The organism is Endozoicomonas sp. GU-1 (assembly GCF_027366395.1).
Classification (GTDB): Bacteria; Pseudomonadota; Gammaproteobacteria; order Pseudomonadales; family Endozoicomonadaceae; genus Endozoicomonas.
Genome location: NZ_CP114771.1, coordinates 6,030,220 through 6,048,483, shown reverse-complemented (window position 1 = coordinate 6,048,483; position 18,264 = coordinate 6,030,220). Strand labels below are relative to the sequence as shown.

Below are 18,264 nucleotides of genomic sequence, written 5' to 3'. Positions count from 1 at the left end.
CAGGTTCCATCCTACGGTAATTTCCGCAATCAGCTTCGGTTTATCATTGACTGACTTCGAATGACCGTTCTGTTAACATGATTATCCGGCTATCAGGCCCTCAACCTGTTTCTTTATTGGAGGACCAATGTCGGAATATTCTCAGGATTACGCTCACGCTCCCGTATCTGCCGCAGCCCGTAAAGGCTTCTTCCCCATTTTGGTGGTCATGGTTGGTTTTACCTTCTTCTCAGCCAGCATGTGGTCCGGCGGCACCCTGGGACAAGGTCTGGACTTTTCCAGCTTTCTGATCACAGTGATGATCGGCAACCTTCTGCTCGGTGCCTACACGTCAGGTCTCGCCTGGATGGGCAGTAAAACCGGCCTTTCCACTCACCTTCTCTCTGAATACGCTTTTGGTAAAATCGGCGGTAAGCTGACCTCCCTGGTGCTGGCCGCTACCCAGGTGGGCTGGTTCGGTGTGGGCGTGGCCATGTTTGCCCTGCCGGTGAACAAGGCCACCGGAATTAACACGGAGATTCTGGTGTTAATTTCCGGATTCCTGATGACCGTCACCGCTTTTTTCGGTTTCAAGGCACTGACCATTCTCAGTTTTATCGCCGTGCCCGCCATTGCCCTGCTGGGTGGTTTTTCGGTCAGGGAAGCCGTGGAGAGCGCCGGTGGCCTGTCGGCATTGATGGCCATTGAACCGGCCGCCACTATTACCTTTGCCAGCGCTGTCAGTATCTGTATCGGATCGTTTATCAGTGGTGGTTCCTTAACCGCGGATTTTACCCGCTTTGCCCGCACACCGAAAATTGCGGTCAGTGCAACACTGATTGCCTTCTTCCTTGGCAACAGCCTGATGTTCACCTTTGGTGCCATCGGTTCCATGGTGACCGGTCAGGCGGATATCACCGAGGTGATGTTTTTGCAGGGTTTGATTTTGCCAGCCGTGATCACACTGGGCCTGAATATCTGGACCACCAACGATAATGCCCTGTACGTTTCCGGCCTGGGCTTTGCCAGTATTACCGGCAAGAGCAAAAACCTGATCGTGATGATCAACGGTGTCCTGGGAACCTTGTTTGCCCTGTGGCTCTACAACCACTTTGTCGGATGGCTGGGCCTGTTGAGTTCTGCACTGCCACCCGTTGGTGCCATTCTGCTGGCTGATTACTTTCTGGTAAGAAAAGGCCATTACCCGGACTATCAACAAGCCTCTTTTGCCACGATCAACCCGTCGGCACTGATCGCCTGGGTTGTCGGCATTGCCGCGGCAAGCCTGCTGCCAGGGATTGCCCCCATCAATGGTGTTGTGGTGGCGGCTATCAGCCATGTCCTGCTCCAGAAAGCGCCCATTTTTCAGGGCCGCATGGCTCACGCTGAGACTTCGTTATGAGACTTGAAAACGTCCGCCTGCACCAGCAAGAGGGCCTGTTTGATATTGACATGGACAATGGCATGTTCACTGCCATCACGCCTGTTGCCCCGGTCCGAAATACTGCCCGGAACGAGGGAGTGGAGGTCATCGACGGTCATGGACGGCTGGTCCTGCCGCCATTTATCGACCCACATGTGCACCTGGATACCGCTCTGACCGCCGGAGAGACGGTGTGGAACCGCAGCGGCACTTTGTTCGAAGGCATTCACAACTGGTCGGAACGGAAAAAAACGCTGACCCGTGACGATGTTAAAAACCGGGCCGCAAAAGCCCTGGAGTGGTATATCGCCCAGGGGGTTCAGCACGTTCGCAGCCATGTGGATACCACTGACCCATCGCTCACCGCTTTGCAGGCTCTGCTGGAACTGAGAGAAGAGATGCGGGAGCTGATTGATATTCAGCTGGTCGCCTTCCCCCAGGAAGGCATTCCCTCCTTCCCCAAAGGGGCTGAATTGCTGGAAGAGGCCCTGAAGCTTGGGGCAGAAGCCGTTGGCGGTATCCCACACTTTGAATACACCCGTGAATACGGCATTGAGTCCCTGAAAACGGTGTTTGATCTGGCCGGGAAATACGATCGCCTGATCGACATCCACTGTGATGAAATTGATGATGACCAGTCACGCTTTGTCGAAACCGTCGCCACCCTGGCCCTGGAACGTGCCATGGGGCAGCGGGTCACCGCCAGCCATACCACGGCCATGCACTCTTACAGCAATGCCTATGTGGTTAAATTGATGCGCCTGCTGAAAAACTCCGGTATTCACTTTATTGCCAACCCGGTCACCAACCTGAATTTACAGGGGCGCATGGACAGCTATCCAAAGCGCCGGGGGATTACGCGCATCCCTGAGTTGCTGGAAGCCGGGGTTAACGCCTGCTTTGGTCAGGACGACATTGTCGATCAGTGGTTCCCCATGCAGGGCGGTAATATGCTGCTGGTGCTGTTCACCGGTCTGGTCGGCTGCCAGCTCACCGGCTTTGACCAGATTAACCGGGGCATAGACCTGATTACCCACAACAGCGCCCGCTGCCTGAATATTCACGACCAGTACGGTATTGCGGTCGGTAAACCGGCAAACCTTATTATGCTGGACTCCGAGAGCGTGTTTGATGCAGTGCGCCGCCAGGCTGCGGTCACTCATTCTATTCGCCGAGGCAAGTTGATTGCCAGCACCGAGCCAGCCCGAACCAGGCTCTATCACTCTGGCCGGTCCAGGGATATTGACCTGAGCTGGTCGATTTAACCGGTCCACTGCTCCCCATATTCCGTGGAGCAGTCACTTTCTTCGCGCCATTTGCAACCCTTTCCCCATTTATCTGTCTATATTGTCTGAGGCTTCAAGAAACGCTGGATTCACTGAGGAAGTACCGATGGCAATAACAAGATGGCTGATTTTCACTCTCCTTTGCGGGATAACCGGACTCGCCGCCGCTTATCCTGAAGCAGACCAACAGGGCACAGTTTATAAAGGGCTGCAGGATGTCCATACCATCGCAGAAATGCAGGGAATCAACCCCCGGGATGCAACAGTCCGATGGGAAATCGGCGACAATAATCTGCAGGAGTGGCTGCTCGCTCCCTGGAACCAACAGAAAGTGGACGAAGCCCTTGCCACTTACCAACAGCAGTACGGCTCTATCACCCAGACGGCTGCCAGAGTGGTCATTGGCGCTATCAGCAATAATTTTGATGCCTCTGGCCACCGGATTACCGAAGCTGAACGCCAGCAGCTGTTAGAACGGGTTCAGCAGACTCAATATCTTCAGAGGTTTCATCCCAGAGCCCGGGCCATCACCATCGCCGATGCTGATGCGCAGTTTTTCCCCAGTGATGTCTTTTTTACCAATAATCTGGCTCAGGCTTCCAATGTTGCCGCTAACCAGAAATCATCCAGTACGCTTATTCTGAGAAATACCCCGGTCTTTGTGCTTGGTCAGTTAACGACGATTGACTCAGCAGGTCTGGAGTCTGCCGAAGATAGCTGGGTTGCACTGTGGCGTCCGGAGTTTGGCCTCAAGTTCACCAAGGCAAGGCATATCGCCTTTGTTGATGACTCGCTGGCGGGTGAACTTCCCGCTTCATCCCGGGATCCTGATAACCAACTGAAACTGACCGTCACCAGCCGGGTCAGAAGTCAGGACCTGAACCAGCGGTTGCCTTTAGGCACCCCGGTATACAGCCTGAGTGGCAGGTACTTTTTCGCTGCGCGAAACCATCAACCTCCGGCATCCCGGCAGATAGAATCATCAGAGTTACGGCTTTATTCTGCCCAACTGTCCCCGGTGGAATTATCGGTTGATCCTGCGGGGAAACTGGATAATCAGGTGATACAAGTACCACTTCCCCTGAGTTACCGGAACTATCTGAACCAGCTGAGTAATACCCTGTTAAAATACCCGTCAGACTATGTTGCGCCGGAACACAATGAGAACCGTTACTTTGCCTTTGGCGAAGGAACCATTGGCCCTGACGGCGAAAGGGGGATGGACGCTTCCACTTTTGTACTGAAGCTCATTCAGCCTTTTGGCAAATGGCTTCCCAGATTTTCTGTTCACCAGGTTGAAGAAGGCATCAAAAACCGTCTGATCATGACCACTCAAAATGCATCCCCGGAGGAAAACTATCAGGCCATGCTGAATCATTGCCAGGTGGGTCATTTTGTCTCGGTGGGACGTGGCAGCAATATGGCCTGTCTGGGCAGCATTACCTTGGAACAGCTGGGACAGCTCAGTGACCAGGCCTATGCGGATGCAGTAACTACCGGAGGGATGACAGATCAGGACCGTATTCCACTGCTGGCACTCAGTACCGTCGGACTGACAACCATAGAGGATGTGATGATCAATAAACCGGCAGGTTCTTTGGAATTCCAGGCAACCGGTGAAACGCTGCCGCTGTATCTGGCGGCAAAAACGTCAATGCCCGTCTGGTATATCACTGGCAAGGCGGCAGTTTACCCCGTCTTTAAATCGGGCTATCTGAGCAGCCTTATCCGCGATGGCAGATCACTGACATTCTACCGCTATTTTGAGCCTGTAGGAGCGACGCCTGGTGATTGAGCTTCAAGGCACAAACATCAGTTAGAAAACCGAAAGGAAGGCGTATTCCTGCCTTCCTGTTTCATTGGGCCAGCACATCACATTCCAATGAGTTCGATGAATACTATTTCCGTTCACCCTGAACGGAATCTGGACTTCATTGATAGAAGGATACCATTAATGGAACCTAATAATTATTTTGAGGTCAAATTCCGAAATTTCCATTCCATGCGTGCAAGGTTTCATTCTGAGAGCAACAGCACCACCTTTCTACCCTTCGGGATCGATTAATCAACGAGCTGGTTCAGGCAGGACTCCTCACCGCTCCCGAAGTGCATTTAACGGTAAACGAGTATCAAACCATCAGTCTCAGAGAAGTACGACGCCTCTCCATGTGGATAGTAAATGCGTTGAAGATGCCTTTTGGGAAAAACAACCATTTCAGGGTCGTAAAGTCACCTCCGCTGTTGTGCTCAACGCCTATGGGAATGATACAACGTCCCTTCGACCTGGCTTCTTCCTGCAAAAACTGTGCTTGCAGAGCATTCTCCATGGCAATAGAAAAGTTACCCCGGATCAGGTCATTCAAGAATTCAACCGTAAACCGGATCGAAACAATAAGTGCAAATTAGCCTTGGTGCGCTTTAAGGAAGATGTTGCCTGAGGGGCCTGACCTTGAATGGTCAGCAGGTCTTACCGGATGCGGTAGTTAAGGGTTATGAGGCAACCGGGGCTGTGCTGGAGCTGGCGCGCTTCAAAGCGCATTGTTGCCTGAAGGGCATGCTGTTGAATGGCCAGCCGGTCACACCGGATGCGGTGGTTAAGGTTTGTGAATGCGGCGGCTGGTTACTTCAAAAAGCCATTTTTTATACTCAGCTGGCATTGAATGCCAGGGAATTGGACAGCGCCTGTCCGGATGCTTAAGAAGAATTTAACCCTGGAGCCTGTTATGAATCGTGTTGGAGGTGTCTTTCATTTGCCCCGTGATACTGTCAACCCGGACCCCGTTCATCAACCTCATGATAAGATCACAGCGGTGCCTGAATTCACTGAGGCAGCGAGCAGGTTTCTGAAGTCGGCAGAGATAGACGAGTTCATTGGCAACGCCAGGGCCGTTGCGTCCGAGTTGCTTGCTCCCGATGGTTCCCTGGTGGATAGCTGGAACCTGCCCCATCAGCTTAACCCGTTTCATATTGCCTGCCTGGCGAAGAATAACGAGCTGTTGGAAGCCGCGCTTGAAGCCCCTCAATGGTGGAACATGATTGATCAATGCACCGCTGTCATTGATGTGAATGAACTGGCCGTTACTGCGGGTGATAAGAAAATGCCTGCCATGAACGGTGACCCTCCATTGCATTTTGCCCTGTCTAATGGCTGGAATGCCGGGGCTATAAGACTCATTAACGCACTTCTCAGCGCCGGAAAAATTGCCGATATGGTGAATAACACCGGCAATAGTACATTAAGCCTGGCTGCGGCCAGGAGCAACCTTGATGTAGTCTCCGAGCTTTGTGATTATCTCTGTCATGAATTTCGCCAACTTTACTCCCAAAGCTTTCTGATGCACCGCACAAACAATCAAAGCAATCTGCTGCATCACGCTGCACAGCAGCCAGATCCGGAGGTCTTTGAGTTTCTGCTGAAAGAGCAGCTTGCGGGTACTGGACTATCAACACTGCATCAGCCGGATGAGAGCGGGAAGACTCCGGTTGACCTGATTAAGGATTTATTGCTTGAAAGGCGCAGAATTGCCTTGAATGAAGCTGACAATTCCATGATGGCAGTTTACGCAAAGCGGCGAAAAATTGATCCGGTCCTGGCATTGTCAGACTATAAGAAGCAATTGGATAGCAATGATAGCCTGACGCGTAAATACTTTAAGGATTGCGGCTATCCTGATGGTCCATGGCAAAAGTTTTATATGGAGAATATTCTCGAGGCTGAACAGTTGCAGGCTCATTCTCCTGGAATTCCAGCTGGTCAACCCCCGGGACATCTGCTCTGATGTCTGGGCAGCCTATGAGCGAGTAATCCAAAAAGCAGTCCAGAAATAACTGACCTGATTTTCTCTGCCCGGCCCCGGTTGTGACGATCAGGCACCTTCCTTTAATACACGACGATATGCTGTGAACTGATGGCCAAACGTATCAATGCCCTCCTGGCGAAGTGCAGGGGCAAGATGTGCCAGGTAGTGATCCAGCGCACCCTGCCCGGACACTCGATAGCGAATGGAAAAACCGGTTGAATAAGGTCGTGCCGTCAGCTGATCATCGACCGTCAGCTTCAGCATTTCTGCACTGTGAAACCCTTCAGCCTTGAGCACGGCATCAACATGTGGCTTTAGCCAGGCCCTGAACTCATCCACAATTTCATTATCCACCAGACAATTGACTTCATAGATAATCATGAACGCCCCCCTTCTTAAATACCCAGTTGCCAGTAATGGATAATAGTGGATAAATGGCAGAAAGGCAGAAGGTCAGACTTTGCGCACAATATTTAAACCATGCCGGATGGGCAGCAGCACACTCTCAAGGTTTGGGTGCTGATAAATGTAACGATTCAGATCGGCAATCACCTGATCACGCTCCTCCTGAGGGTCAAGCACCTTCCCTTTCCAGAGGGCATCATCAATCACCACAAGCCCGTGAGGGTTCAGCATGGGCAGTACCAGTTCCAGATAATCGTGGTACTTCTTCTTGTCGGCATCAAGAAACACCAGGTCCAGTTTTTCCGCTGTTAATTCCGGGATAGTATCCAGTGCCTTGCCAAAGAGCACTTTGACTTTATGACCATGGGGAGACCGGTCAAAAAACTCCTGGCCAATGGCAATGGACCGTGGGTTGGTTTCACAGGCATACACCACGCCATCATCAGGCAAACCTTCTGCCATGGATAGCGCTGCATAACCGGTAAACATACCAATTTCCAGCACGGTTTTACTGCGGCTGATCTTAACCAGCATTTTCAGGGTCTGCCCTACCAGCCGACCGGAGAGGTTAACGGGGTAACGGGTTCTGTCCACCGTGGCCTGAGCCAGCTCGGCCAGAAGCGGAGACTCACCGGACGTCATCGTCTGGCAATAGTTTTCTATTGCCGGATCAACCATCCAATCCATGCACTGTACCTTTCTTGATAAAAGAACCTTAATAAAAGAACCTTGATAAAAAGGGCACTCTCCATGAAGATGAGGCCGCAACTTATCAGGCGTTGAAAAAATCAGCGGCGAATTTTAAGCGAGGGAGCCATGACAGAAAAGCCCGTTATTGAGATAGAGTACTGCAGTCAATGCCAATGGCTGTTGCGTTCTGCCTGGCTGGCACAGGAGCTGCTAAGTACCTTCAGTACTGATATAGGGGAAGTTCGGTTAAAGCCGGGAACAGGGGGCATCTTCATCATCAGGCTCAATGGCGAAGAGATCTGGGAACGGAAAAAGAATGGCGGTTTTCCCCAACCCAAGGAAATCAAACAGAAAGTCAGGGACGTAATTGCCCCTGAAAGAGACCTTGGCCACAACGACCGCTGAGGGAGGTCAGATTCATTCTAACCTCACCTCTGGAAACTCTAAGATGAACCCTAAACCCAGGCGCTCTCTTTCTTGCGGATTTTCAACATCGGCAGGAACAAACCAAGCAGAATACCCAGCAGTATTGTACCACCACCAAAGAGATACCAGCGCAGGCTGGTGTCTCTGAGCAGCTGACGGTTTTCCGCCTGCAGCACCTGCAACTGGTTCTTCAGCCGTTCGTTTTCCTCAACCAGCTGCTGGTTACGACGGTCTATCGCCAGGGGCTCAGCAGAAATATCCTGAAGTCGTTTCAGCTCTATCTGCTGGCGATCCAGTTTATTATCCGCCTTGCTGAGTTCGGAGGTTACCTCTTGCAGCTGACCATCCCGTTCAATCAGGCGTTTTTCCAGCGCTTTATTGTCCGCCGCCATTTTACTGGCCCGATCCAGGGCCGAGGGTAACTGGCGAAAAGCCGGTGGGTTGGTCATCAGATATTGTGTCGGTACATAACCTTCCTGATCACCGTATTTCACTTTACTGAAGCCCTTGCCAGCATTTTCTTCCAGCAGTAACAGCGAAGTACCGGTCTTCAGTCCACGGTGCAGAATCCGGTATTCATTACCGGGTCCGCTGCGCATAGGCACATAGGTAATATCAGTGATATATCGTGTCTCTGCACAGACCTGCCCGATCCATAACAACCCGAACAGAACAGCCAGCCAATGTTTTTGCATTTTCACAGGTATCAGCATCTCAAATCACGGCAGAACTTTTTTAAATGGCTTAACGATAACCTGTCGATAAACGCCAGCCTCAATATAGGGATCTGCATCTGCCCAGGCCCGGGCTTCGGTTAAGCTGGCAAATTCGGCAACCACCAGACTCCCGGTAAAACCAGCCTCTCCCGGATCATTGCTGTCTATGGCAGGACAAGGGCCGGCCAGCACCAGCTGCCCTTTATCCTTTAATTGCTGAAGCCGCTCAAGGTGTGCGGGGCGCGCCTTCATGCGCAAGGGCAGGCTATTATCGACATCTTCACTGAAAATAGCGTAGAGCATTTATTTCTCCTCAGTCTGAATATGTTTTGAAATCACCAGAAACTGACCAATCACAAACAGGAATGTCAGAATAAGGCTGCCGAACACTTTAAAGTCCACCCAGATATCGTGGAAGGTAAAGGCCACAAACAGGTTGGCCGCCCCCAGAAGAATGAAAAATATCACCCAGCTGATGTTCATCTTGAGCCAGATATTGTCCGGCAGTGTCAGGGCGTGTCCCATCATCCGCTCCAGCAGGGTCTTTTCACCAATAAACTGACTGCCCAGAAAAGCAACCGCAAAGATCCAGTTGACGATGGGGGTTTTCCACTTCAAAAAAGCTTCATCGTGAAACGTCAGTGTCATGCCCCCAAACAGCATAACCGCCGCGAGAGTAACCACATGGCTTTTTTCCAGCGCACGGTTTTTCAGATACAGGCTGCCGTACACCAGAACGGAAGTAACCATCAACACCAGTGTTGCGCTGAACGGTCCGCCCAGTTCAAAGTCATTTGCCCCCAGACTGACCGTTCTCGGGTCCATTTTATAGACAACAAAGAAAAGAATCAGAGGAATAAAGTCAATTATTTGCTTCATATTTGGCCAATCAGAGTAGAATAGGAGGCACCAACTTATCACCCCGTTATTGAATAACGGTTAGGGAGTTTGAGCCTGCTGGCAATAACAGTCAAACTACATAATAAACTAATTGAATTTCAGGGTAAGAGGCAATTTTGATTTCCATTGATTTACACAGCCACACCACCGCTTCCGATGGAACTCTTGACCCAGTTGAACTCTACCTCCGGGCTCAGGAACGACAGGTCCATACCCTGGCCATTACCGATCATGACACCGTTGCTGCCCACTACTTCCTGAGAGACCACCAGCCTGAGGGGGATATTCGATTAATCACCGGCATTGAGCTCTCCACTACCTGGTCGGGTGCTGAAATTCATATTGTCGGTTTGAATTTCTCCCTTGATCACCAGGACCTGGAGCTGGTCATAAAAGCCCAGGGCGAGTCACGCAGAAAACGCTCACATCATATTGCCGAACGGCTGGCCCGCCGTTTGCCAGAATGGAATGCCGATCAGATTTTCCGCAAAGTCCTTGAGGTTGCAGTTGAACAACAGCAAAACAGCCATCATGGCTTTATGCTGAAACCGGACGACGTGCAGATTGGGCGACCACACTTTGCCCGCTGGCTGATCAGTGAAGCACGATGCCATGATATGGATGCTGCGTTTCGCAAGTACCTCGATAACAGCAAAATTGGCAACCTTAAAGCCTTCTGGCCAAAGATGAGCCAGGGCGTCGCCTGGATCCGGGCATTGGGAGGAACGGCCGTTCTTGCCCACCCCGGAAAATACCGGATGACCGCCACCAAACTCCGGGCACTGATCAAAGACTTTACCCTGGCAGGCGGGCACGCCATGGAGGTTCAGGGCTCTAACCACCCACACAGTCAGGTAGAGCAAATGGCACGCTATTGCCGGGAGTTTAACCTGATGGCATCACAGGGCAGCGATTTTCATAACCCGGACTACCCATGGGTTGATATTGGTCGACTGCCTCCCTCTCTCCCTGCCAACCTGAAACCGGTTTGGGATATCTGGACATAGCGCCTGCTGTGGCCGGGGAAGAAGTTGTAATCATCGCCGTGTTGTCTGATTCATCAGTAACACCCGTGAGTGATCACAAACAAAATGTGAGCCCCACCGGAGTGCTTTCTGTATCCCGGCGACTTCCGCTGGCCAGCTCTTCTTTCCTGTTGACCTCAGTGTTATGATGCGCCACCGCTTTTGCGCAATCACCACCGTGCTCTTTCGCTGAAGCATTACTCTTTCGGCTGAAGGCTATTTTTTTAGCTAAAGGCTCTTTTAAGCTGAAGACCCTTTTTTGCTGAAGGCTCTACCCCTTCATCACTCTGAATTATGGCCGACAAACTTTTTTGCTTGTCACCACCCACACCCCGGGCCATAGGTAGAGTGAATAACCCTGATGCTGACGATTGCCATGAGCCAGTTCTTTCAGATTCACCCCGACAACCCGCAACTGCGCCTGATCCGTCAGGCTGTCGATATTATTCGCGATGGTGGTGTGATCGCCTACCCTACCGACTCTGCCTATGCCCTGGGTTGTCACATTGGCGATAAAAAGGCGGTTGAGCGTATCCGGAAAATTCGCAGGCTGGATGAAAAGCATAATTTTACCCTGGTCTGCAGAGACCTCTCCGAACTGGCGACCTATGCCCAGGTGAATAATACGCAATATCGAATGTTGAAAAATCACACACCGGGCCCCTATACCTTTATTCTGAAAGGGTCCAGGGAAGTGCCTCGACGGTTGATGCACCCGAAGAGGAAGACCATCGGCATACGTGTACCTGAGGGTGCCATTGTACAGTCACTGCTCAGCGAGCTGGGCTGCCCCATTATGAGTTCAACACTCCACTTGCCTGGTGACGAGTTCCCCATGATGGATCCTTACGATATCCGCATGACGCTGGAACCCCAGCTGGACCTGATTATTGATGGCGGATTCTGTGGCATGGAGCCGACCACGGTGGTCAGCCTGATGGAAGATGTCCCGGAACTTCTCAGGGTCGGCAAAGGTAATCCTGAGCCTTTTATGATTGATTAGTTTTTCTTGCGGTAAAGCAAGTATCGGCTGTTAGTTCACACAACCATCCATGATTTACCATGAGGTGGAATTAACAGCAAAAACTATGTTTCTACTATTCAGAAAAATCGTCTAGGATAAGTAGTCTGATTCAAAAGCCTGAATCCCACACTGCATCCATCAATCAAGAATTAATTAGTGAATAGCCAAAATCAATCAACAAAGCATTTATCAAACCATGCCAATATCTGCAGTCAAAAAACCGGAAACCAAAAGATACCAAAATAAATTATTCATAATAATCTTTGGATTTCTTATACACCCTTTAGATATTCAGGCTGAACTTGGTATAAAAAACACCTATCAAACATCACAGCAACACTTTTCTCAAGCCTACCCGGACTCTAATGAAAAAATTGAATCAAAAGAAGTTAAAGGTGAACTTCCTGATATTATTCTTTCACCCGGAGAAAAAAGAAAAATCGTATTAAAATCACTCACCCAGCAAACCGTCGACCAGGCCAGTTCCACAAACAAAATTCTGACACATTACGCCGTTAAAGACCTGGATTTATTAAATGGACCAACGCAGTCACCCGACCACAGCATTCTGAAAAGCCTTGGAACCCCGATTACCGTATCCGGAGAAATCATGTTAGCCAATATGCTGATTACTCCGACAACCGATATCAACGTACTGAAAAAAAGACAATCCACCATTCAATACCTGATCGATAATCCAATAATCATGGCCAGGCTGGAGAATCATTTACAACGGTTCTCCGCCAATGAGGATGGCATCATATCTCTGCTTGACCCCCTCCGATACTGTCTATAAAGGACTTTTCCAGAGCCTGGATGCTACCACTCAGTTTGGTATGAACCCGAAAACCAGCAATGAAAAAGAAGCCTCCCGTCGTTTTATTGAAAGCCTGAATTTGCTGAGTCTCGGGTTTATGCCTACCTACCTGTATTACAATTCTTCACATCCATTGCATCTGGTCAGCGGCTTGACTCTTTATGGCCTGACACTTTATCTGACACAACGAAGTGCCAAAAGAGAGAGGAAATATTACACCTACGTAATGGAACGCAGCAGACGCCCGGGCCTTGCCTTATTTGAAGCCAGAAAACTCTGGATGACCCTTGAGGACCATGCACCGTTTCATGAAGTGCTGTTATCCTACCCGGAGCTGGCCAGGCTGGATTACTCGAAAGAGTTCCGGGAAATGCTCGCGCTATTGAAAAAGCCCCCTGAAAGCCCTGTCCGTTCCAACTGGCACTACTACACCTCTCACATGGGGTGCTACCACATGGCATTAGAACTGATGCAGAAGCACAAAAGTTCTCTGTTATACATCCTCAAGGCCGTGGGTGAAGTGGATGCCTGGCTGACCATTGCCCGACTGGTAAGCCAGGGTCAGCAAAGAGAAAGCAACCCAATTACCTTTGCAAAATACATTCCGGAACACGCATCACCCTACCTGAGACTCGACCGCTTCTGGAATCCACATTTATCACCAGCAGTCGCCGTGCCAAACAGTATCGAAATAGGCGCGCAATTGCCGTTGAACACCATCATTACAGGCCCCAATGCCGCCGGAAAATCGACCAATATGGAAGGCATTGCCATTGCCGTCCTGCTGGCACAAACCTTTGGAATTGTACCAGCGCACCATATTGAAATAACCCCGTTTTCCCTGATCCATACTCACATGGATATCAGCTCAGAGGTGGCGGCAGGGCTGTCAACCTTCAAGGCAGAATCGGTGAGAGCTATTGAACTGATGGACCATATTGAAAACATGGCAGAGTCCCAGTTCAGCCTGACACTGATGGATGAAATTTTCAGCAGCACTAATCCGATAGAAGGTGAGGCTGGCACCTATGGCTATCTGAAAATCATTTCCAACAACCGCAACTGCATTAATATCTGCACAACCCACTACCCCAGACCCACACTGCTGGCTGATGAATACCCCGGAATATTCCAGAACATGCACGTTCATGCAGACATCACCAGTGACGGCAGACTGGTCTATGACTACCTCTTAAAGTCCGGTTTTTCTGAACAGCATATTGCCATCAAGATTCTTGAAGATGAGGGTATTCAATCAGAATTTCTTGATATCGCCACTGACATCATCAAATATCCGGAACGATACCCTCTTCAAAACCGCAGGCTCTAAGCGGAACAACGTGTTATCAATGTCTCATTCAGGGGAGCATCCCGTCTTTTGATACTGACAAAAAGATCCATCACATTATTGGCCACTAAAGCCGGTAATTCGCGGCAGGCAATACCGTCTTGCCCCTCTTTCCCCTGGATTAAAACTATCGTACCCTGTCCTCTCAGGACTAATTTGGGAGAGCCCTTTGAGCGCTGTAGACCCTCAGTCGCGTGTTTTATCTGGCATGCGACCCACTGGCCGATTGCATCTTGGCCATTATCACGGTGTTTTAAAAAACTGGCTGGCACTGCAACACGAATACGACTGTTTTTTCTTTGTGGCAGACTGGCATGCATTGACCACTCACTATGAAGATACCCAGCACCTTCAGCAACACATGCTGGATATGGTCACTGACTGGCTGGCCGTTGGTGTGAACCCTGGCTCTTCCACCATTTTTATTCAGTCCCGGGTACCGGAGCATGCCGAACTTCACCTGCTGCTTTCCATGATGACACCGCTGTCATGGCTGGAACGGGTTCCAACGTACAAAGACCAGCAGGAAAAACTCAGAGAGAAAGACCTTTCAACCTATGGTTTTCTGGGATACCCCCTCCTGCAAAGCGCTGACATTCTGGCCTATCGGGCAGGCAGTGTGCCTGTGGGCGCGGATCAGGAAGCTCATGTAGAGATTACCCGGGAAATCGCCCGCCGTTTTAACCATCTCTATGGCCGTGAACCCGGTTTTGAACAAAATGCCGAAATGGCCATCCGGAAAATGGGCAGAAAGCAGGGTGAAATATATCGGAAGCTTCGCAAAACCTATCTGGAAAAAGGTGATGAACAAGCCCTGGAAACAGCCAGGGCCCTGCTGAAAGAACAGAACAATATTACCCTGGGTGACCAGGAACGCCTCTTCGGTTATCTGGAAGGCACCGGCAAGGTTATTCTGCCAGAGCCACAGGCATTGCTGACACCGCAAGCCAGAACGCCGGGGCTGGATGGACAGAAAATGTCCAAGTCCTGCAACAACACCATCAGCCTCAGAGAGAGTGCTGACGAGGTCGACACCAAGATCCGGAAAATGCCCACGGACCCGGCCCGTATTCGCCGGAATGATCCGGGTGATCCCATAAAATGCCCGGTATGGCAATTTCACCGGCTCTATTCTGACCAGCAACGTCAGGACTGGGTACACAGTGGCTGTACCAGTGCCAGCATCGGTTGCCTGGACTGCAAAAAGCCGGTCATAGAAGCGATCCAGGCCGAGCTGGAACCGATACGGATTGAAGCCCTGGAACTGGAACATAACCAGGATGTGGTCAAGAGCATTATTACCGAAGGGTGCGAGAAAGCCCGCGATGAAGCCCAGGACACCCTGAAGGAAGTCCGGGATGCCATGGGACTGCACTATCGCTAAGAATTGGTATAGCTCCTCTCTAGACAGACACCACCTCTGGCAGGCATGATGGAACTGATCAGTAAATAAACCATCTAACCTCCCAGGAGGTACCGGCCCAGCAAGAGGTGAACTGCCCATGACCACGACGGAAGCCGTGGCCGAACAACCAGCACAGACGTCAGCCCCATCGGAAGCAGAATCCGTTGCACCTGAAGCGCCTCATATAAGAGCTGAAAAATCGCTGGCACTGGTTAAGGGTCAACCATTCACCAAGCTGCCTGACGATCTCTACATTCCACCGGATGCCCTGGAAGTCTTTCTGGAAGCCTTTGAAGGCCCGTTGGATCTTCTGCTCTACCTGATCAAACGGAACAACATGGATATCCTCGATATCCAGGTGGCCCAGATCACCCATCAGTACATGGAATACGTCAAGCTGATGGAAAGTTCCCAGTTTGAGCTGGCTGCAGAATATCTGGTGATGGCCGCAACACTGGCGGAAATCAAATCCCGAATGCTGTTGCCACGAACTGCAGAGGCTGAAGAGGAAGAAGACGACCCCCGTGCTGAGCTGGTCAGGCGACTGCAGGAGTATGAGCGCTTTAAGAAAGCGGCCGAAGACCTGGATGCCCTGCCCAGAATGGGCCGGGATAACTGGCCAGCCAAAGTTCAGCCTCCTGAGTTTGAGCGGGTTCAGATACATCCGGAGGTTGATCTTCAGGATATTCTGGTTGCCCTGAGCGAAGTCATGCGTCGGGCTGATATGTTTGAGCATCACCATGTAGCGGAAGAAGCACTGTCCGTTCGAGAGCGGATGAGCGAGGTGCTTGCCATGCTCTCCCCTGAACGCTTCACCCCCTTTGTGGCACTCTATCGGGTCAGCGAAGGCCGACTGGGCGTGGTGGTCACCTTTATGGCCATAATGGAACTGATCAAGGAATCCCTGATCGAGCTGGTACAAAGCGAACCCTTTGGACCAATTCATGTAAAGGCCCGGGTTGAATAACATGGAAAATATCAATGAGCGAAAAGCCTGATCTCTCACTGATTCTGGAAGCAGCGATCATGGCCAGCAGTCGTCCACTGACGATTGAACAACTGGCGGCCCTCTTTGCGGAAGACAATCGCCCTGATGGCAATGAAATCCGTGAAGCCCTGGTCAAAGTATCTGACGCCTGCGAGGGCCGGGCCTTTGAACTGAAGCAAGTAGCGTCCGGCTTCCGCTTCCAGGTTCGTCAGGCCATGGCTCCCTGGATTGGCGGCCTGTGGGACGAAAAACCTCAGCGCTATACCCGTGCCCTTCTGGAAACCCTGGCCCTGATCGCCTATCGCCAGCCCATTACCCGGGGAGAAATTGAAGATATTCGTGGCGTCAGTGTCAGCAGTAATATCATACGCACCCTGCAGGAGCGGGAGTGGGTTCGCGTTGTCGGCCACCGGGATGTGCCCGGCAGACCCGCTATGTTTGCCACCACCCGGCAATTCCTGGATTACTTCAACCTGCAGAACCTGAATGAACTGCCGCCGCTGTCGGAAATCCGGGACCTGGAAGAAATCGCCAAGGCCCTGGAAATCCCGGAAGAGATTGCCGAAGCACTGGCCGCAGCAGGCGGTACGTTAGAACAGCCGGAGCTGGCGGACCAGGAGGTCATCAAAGAGCGTTCGGCCCAGGAGCTGTTCGATGAACTGGATGCCATGGAAGCCGAATTGCCCACTGGCTTTAATGACTTGATCAAGAAGCAGAAAATACCGGCCCTGCAACTGGAAGAAGAGAAAGAACAACTGAGCTCTGAACTCACTGAAGATGAATTGACCATAGCTTCAGAAAGCCTGACTTCTGATGAGCAATCCTCTGAAGAAGCCATTTCTTCCCAGTCTGAAGAGCCCGATGAAACCTTTCATTAATCAACGACACTCTTGAAGTATTCTTCCAGAGTGTCTTCTGGAATAGCCCCACCAACCTCAACCAGCGCCTGAAATACCGGTTGCAAATAAGCATCCAGCTCACGGGCAAGGTGGTTCCAGTCTGTACTTTTATCGCCATCAAGAAGGTAAGTGAAATCTGGTAATTCTTCCCCATCAAAAAGTTCATCTGGAAATTGTGAGTCTAATATATTTTCCTGATAAAATGAGAAGGAAAGTATTGGCTGATGGACGTCTTTGCTCATATCTGTGCAAAGACGATGACGGTGGCGTAGCATCGTTACATCACACCCTCTCAGATAACTGTCAATTTTATCAAGCCCTTTGCCAAGATCAGACATAACACCTGTATTAATAATACCGTTGATTAGATCATCGAACTTGATTGGAACCATTCCCCGGGTAGTGAGATCGGGTATGTAAGTGTCGAAGGAGTTAACTTTACATTTTTCAAGTAATCTGCAATTCATTTTCTGCCACAACTCGAGTCTACAGGCAATAGTATGCAATTCTTCCAGTCTGGCTGTTGTGAAAGAGTCCGCGATCGTTTCACCAAGTTCTTTCCTGACACTTTCAACGGCCTTATCGCTAGCGCCCTTCCCCGCAGAAGATATTGACGCCAGTTCATTCAAGCTGGATGTCAGAGACTCCTCCAGAATCTGCTCACCGCCACAATAAGCGCAGCCCCCTACAGCACCTTCAGTGGAATCTGCCTCCTTTACCAGAAGAAGGCTTTCTAACGTTTGCTCCAACCCAATGAAGCAATCGGGTTCTGAACCAGGACCTGAACTGAGGGAGGATAAGGGTGAAGCATCGTCATCAGACTGTTCATCATCTGAGCCAACCGTAAATCTCACAACCGATGGATTATCAGTTTCACCTAATGCTGGATTCATATAATTTTGGACAGGCAAAACCGCACTGACAGTTCGAGCTCCAACGGCCGGACTGTGCTGAAGATCTTCCGTGGCACGACTCCGAAAAATACCGCCCGCATGCTGAGCATTCGCTGGCAAGGCAGAATCATTCTGGTCATAGCTGTTGCTTAGTGGTCCGTTAACAGAGTTTGCCAATCCGGTATTTGCACTTGGTGGAGTCATAAATAAACCTTCTAACGATAGATATTTACTCCCCAT

The 18,264-nt window shown here is 50.7% G+C and carries 20 protein-coding genes; 13 read left to right on the top strand and 7 right to left on the bottom strand.

The window, feature by feature from the left end; translation table 11 throughout:
* Positions 1 to 127 precede the first annotated feature (127 nt).
* The 3 genes from codB (at position 128) to O3276_RS25280 (ending at position 4,483) form a co-directional block, all read left to right on the top strand.
* Positions 128 to 1,381, top strand: a complete 1,254-nt coding sequence (codB, locus tag O3276_RS25290) for a cytosine permease (protein ID WP_269673787.1) — start codon at positions 128 to 130, stop codon at positions 1,379 to 1,381.
* On the top strand, positions 1,378 to 2,667 hold the full coding sequence (gene codA / locus O3276_RS25285; RefSeq protein ID WP_269673786.1) for a cytosine deaminase: 1,290 nt from the start codon (positions 1,378 to 1,380) through the stop codon (positions 2,665 to 2,667). Before codB ends, codA begins: the two co-directional genes overlap by 4 nt.
* A 127-nt stretch (positions 2,668 to 2,794) precedes the next feature.
* Complete coding sequence (locus O3276_RS25280; protein ID WP_269673785.1) at positions 2,795 to 4,483, top strand: hypothetical protein; 1,689 nt, start codon at positions 2,795 to 2,797, stop codon at positions 4,481 to 4,483.
* Positions 4,484 to 4,817: 334 nt separating this feature from the next.
* Here O3276_RS25280 and O3276_RS25275 read toward each other — a convergent pair whose 3' ends face one another.
* The gene (locus tag O3276_RS25275; RefSeq protein ID WP_269673784.1) at positions 4,818 to 5,051 is read right to left on the bottom strand and encodes a hypothetical protein; all 234 of its coding nucleotides are present in this window, start codon (positions 5,049 to 5,051) and stop codon (positions 4,818 to 4,820) included.
* An 86-nt stretch (positions 5,052 to 5,137) separates the two neighbouring features.
* On the opposite strand from O3276_RS25275, the gene O3276_RS25270 reads away from it, so the two are divergent.
* Both O3276_RS25270 and O3276_RS25265 read left to right on the top strand, forming a co-directional pair.
* On the top strand, positions 5,138 to 5,386 hold the full coding sequence (locus tag O3276_RS25270; RefSeq protein ID WP_269673783.1) for a hypothetical protein: 249 nt from the start codon (positions 5,138 to 5,140) through the stop codon (positions 5,384 to 5,386).
* A gap of 25 nt (positions 5,387 to 5,411) precedes the next feature.
* Complete coding sequence (locus O3276_RS25265; RefSeq protein WP_269673782.1) at positions 5,412 to 6,467, top strand: ankyrin repeat domain-containing protein; 1,056 nt, start codon at positions 5,412 to 5,414, stop codon at positions 6,465 to 6,467.
* 87 nt (positions 6,468 to 6,554) lie between these two features.
* Here O3276_RS25265 and O3276_RS25260 read toward each other — a convergent pair whose 3' ends face one another.
* Complete coding sequence (locus tag O3276_RS25260) at positions 6,555 to 6,869, bottom strand: DUF4286 family protein (RefSeq protein WP_269673781.1); 315 nt, start codon at positions 6,867 to 6,869, stop codon at positions 6,555 to 6,557.
* Positions 6,870 to 6,941: 72 nt separating this feature from the next.
* A complete protein-coding gene (locus tag O3276_RS25255) occupies positions 6,942 to 7,580 on the bottom strand; it encodes an O-methyltransferase (RefSeq protein WP_269673780.1) in 639 nt (212 codons plus the stop codon).
* A 129-nt stretch (positions 7,581 to 7,709) separates the two neighbouring features.
* Between O3276_RS25255 and O3276_RS25250 the strand changes: the two genes are divergently transcribed.
* Positions 7,710 to 7,988 (top strand): Rdx family protein, encoded by a 279-nt coding sequence (locus O3276_RS25250; RefSeq protein WP_163373176.1) that lies wholly within the window; start codon positions 7,710 to 7,712, stop codon positions 7,986 to 7,988.
* A 50-nt stretch (positions 7,989 to 8,038) separates the two neighbouring features.
* Here O3276_RS25250 and O3276_RS25245 read toward each other — a convergent pair whose 3' ends face one another.
* From O3276_RS25245 to O3276_RS25235, 3 genes are read right to left on the bottom strand one after another with little or no spacing between them, the layout of a single operon-like run.
* Complete coding sequence (locus O3276_RS25245) at positions 8,039 to 8,722, bottom strand: TIGR04211 family SH3 domain-containing protein (RefSeq protein WP_269673779.1); 684 nt, start codon at positions 8,720 to 8,722, stop codon at positions 8,039 to 8,041.
* 6 nt (positions 8,723 to 8,728) lie between these two features.
* The gene (locus O3276_RS25240) at positions 8,729 to 9,028 is read right to left on the bottom strand and encodes a YciI family protein (protein ID WP_269673778.1); all 300 of its coding nucleotides are present in this window, start codon (positions 9,026 to 9,028) and stop codon (positions 8,729 to 8,731) included.
* The gene (locus tag O3276_RS25235; protein ID WP_269673777.1) at positions 9,029 to 9,604 is read right to left on the bottom strand and encodes a septation protein A; all 576 of its coding nucleotides are present in this window, start codon (positions 9,602 to 9,604) and stop codon (positions 9,029 to 9,031) included.
* A 137-nt stretch (positions 9,605 to 9,741) separates the two neighbouring features.
* Here O3276_RS25235 and O3276_RS25230 point away from each other — a divergent pair, with 137 nt between their 5' ends.
* The 7 genes from O3276_RS25230 to scpB all read left to right on the top strand — a co-directional run bounded on the left by O3276_RS25230 (position 9,742) and on the right by scpB (position 17,110).
* Entirely contained in the window at positions 9,742 to 10,632 is an 891-nt protein-coding gene (locus tag O3276_RS25230; protein ID WP_269673776.1) for a PHP domain-containing protein, read from the top strand.
* A 394-nt stretch (positions 10,633 to 11,026) separates the two neighbouring features.
* Positions 11,027 to 11,653, top strand: coding sequence for an L-threonylcarbamoyladenylate synthase (locus O3276_RS25225; RefSeq protein ID WP_269676060.1), 627 nt, complete (start codon positions 11,027 to 11,029; stop codon positions 11,651 to 11,653).
* Between the two features lie 217 nt (positions 11,654 to 11,870).
* Entirely contained in the window at positions 11,871 to 12,470 is a 600-nt protein-coding gene (locus O3276_RS25220; RefSeq protein ID WP_269673775.1) for a hypothetical protein, read from the top strand.
* Positions 12,445 to 13,821 (top strand): MutS-related protein, encoded by a 1,377-nt coding sequence (locus O3276_RS25215; protein WP_269673774.1) that lies wholly within the window; start codon positions 12,445 to 12,447, stop codon positions 13,819 to 13,821. Before O3276_RS25220 ends, O3276_RS25215 begins: the two co-directional genes overlap by 26 nt.
* A gap of 187 nt (positions 13,822 to 14,008) precedes the next feature.
* The gene (locus O3276_RS25210) at positions 14,009 to 15,223 is read left to right on the top strand and encodes a tryptophan--tRNA ligase (protein ID WP_269673773.1); all 1,215 of its coding nucleotides are present in this window, start codon (positions 14,009 to 14,011) and stop codon (positions 15,221 to 15,223) included.
* Positions 15,224 to 15,341: 118 nt separating this feature from the next.
* On the top strand, positions 15,342 to 16,211 hold the full coding sequence (locus O3276_RS25205; RefSeq protein ID WP_269673772.1) for a segregation and condensation protein A: 870 nt from the start codon (positions 15,342 to 15,344) through the stop codon (positions 16,209 to 16,211).
* A gap of 14 nt (positions 16,212 to 16,225) precedes the next feature.
* The gene (scpB, locus tag O3276_RS25200; RefSeq protein WP_269673771.1) at positions 16,226 to 17,110 is read left to right on the top strand and encodes an SMC-Scp complex subunit ScpB; all 885 of its coding nucleotides are present in this window, start codon (positions 16,226 to 16,228) and stop codon (positions 17,108 to 17,110) included.
* On the opposite strand, the gene O3276_RS25195 is transcribed toward scpB, so the two are convergent.
* On the bottom strand, positions 17,107 to 18,228 hold the full coding sequence (locus tag O3276_RS25195) for a hypothetical protein (RefSeq protein ID WP_269673770.1): 1,122 nt from the start codon (positions 18,226 to 18,228) through the stop codon (positions 17,107 to 17,109). The two genes, scpB and O3276_RS25195, sit on opposite strands and share 4 nt — an antisense overlap.
* Between the last annotated feature and the right edge of the window lie 36 nt (positions 18,229 to 18,264).

What these genes read in the sequence shown, in the direction of transcription:
- codB (WP_269673787.1), top strand. Translation starts at nt 128, where the DNA reads ATGTCGGAATATTCTCAGGATTACGCTCACGCTCCCGTATCTGCCGCA.
- codA (WP_269673786.1), top strand. Translation starts at nt 1,378, where the DNA reads ATGAGACTTGAAAACGTCCGCCTGCACCAGCAAGAGGGCCTGTTTGAT.
- O3276_RS25280 (WP_269673785.1), top strand. Translation starts at nt 2,795, where the DNA reads ATGGCAATAACAAGATGGCTGATTTTCACTCTCCTTTGCGGGATAACC.
- O3276_RS25265 (WP_269673782.1), top strand. Translation starts at nt 5,412, where the DNA reads ATGAATCGTGTTGGAGGTGTCTTTCATTTGCCCCGTGATACTGTCAAC.
- O3276_RS25260 (WP_269673781.1), bottom strand. Translation starts at nt 6,869, where the DNA reads ATGATTATCTATGAAGTCAATTGTCTGGTGGATAATGAAATTGTGGAT.
- O3276_RS25255 (WP_269673780.1), bottom strand. Translation starts at nt 7,580, where the DNA reads ATGGATTGGATGGTTGATCCGGCAATAGAAAACTATTGCCAGACGATG.
- O3276_RS25250 (WP_163373176.1), top strand. Translation starts at nt 7,710, where the DNA reads ATGACAGAAAAGCCCGTTATTGAGATAGAGTACTGCAGTCAATGCCAA.
- O3276_RS25245 (WP_269673779.1), bottom strand. Translation starts at nt 8,722, where the DNA reads ATGCTGATACCTGTGAAAATGCAAAAACATTGGCTGGCTGTTCTGTTC.
- O3276_RS25240 (WP_269673778.1), bottom strand. Translation starts at nt 9,028, where the DNA reads ATGCTCTACGCTATTTTCAGTGAAGATGTCGATAATAGCCTGCCCTTG.
- O3276_RS25235 (WP_269673777.1), bottom strand. Translation starts at nt 9,604, where the DNA reads ATGAAGCAAATAATTGACTTTATTCCTCTGATTCTTTTCTTTGTTGTC.
- O3276_RS25225 (WP_269676060.1), top strand. Translation starts at nt 11,027, where the DNA reads ATGAGCCAGTTCTTTCAGATTCACCCCGACAACCCGCAACTGCGCCTG.
- O3276_RS25220 (WP_269673775.1), top strand. Translation starts at nt 11,871, where the DNA reads ATGCCAATATCTGCAGTCAAAAAACCGGAAACCAAAAGATACCAAAAT.
- O3276_RS25205 (WP_269673772.1), top strand. Translation starts at nt 15,342, where the DNA reads ATGACCACGACGGAAGCCGTGGCCGAACAACCAGCACAGACGTCAGCC.
- scpB (WP_269673771.1), top strand. Translation starts at nt 16,226, where the DNA reads ATGAGCGAAAAGCCTGATCTCTCACTGATTCTGGAAGCAGCGATCATG.
- O3276_RS25195 (WP_269673770.1), bottom strand. Translation starts at nt 18,228, where the DNA reads ATGACTCCACCAAGTGCAAATACCGGATTGGCAAACTCTGTTAACGGA.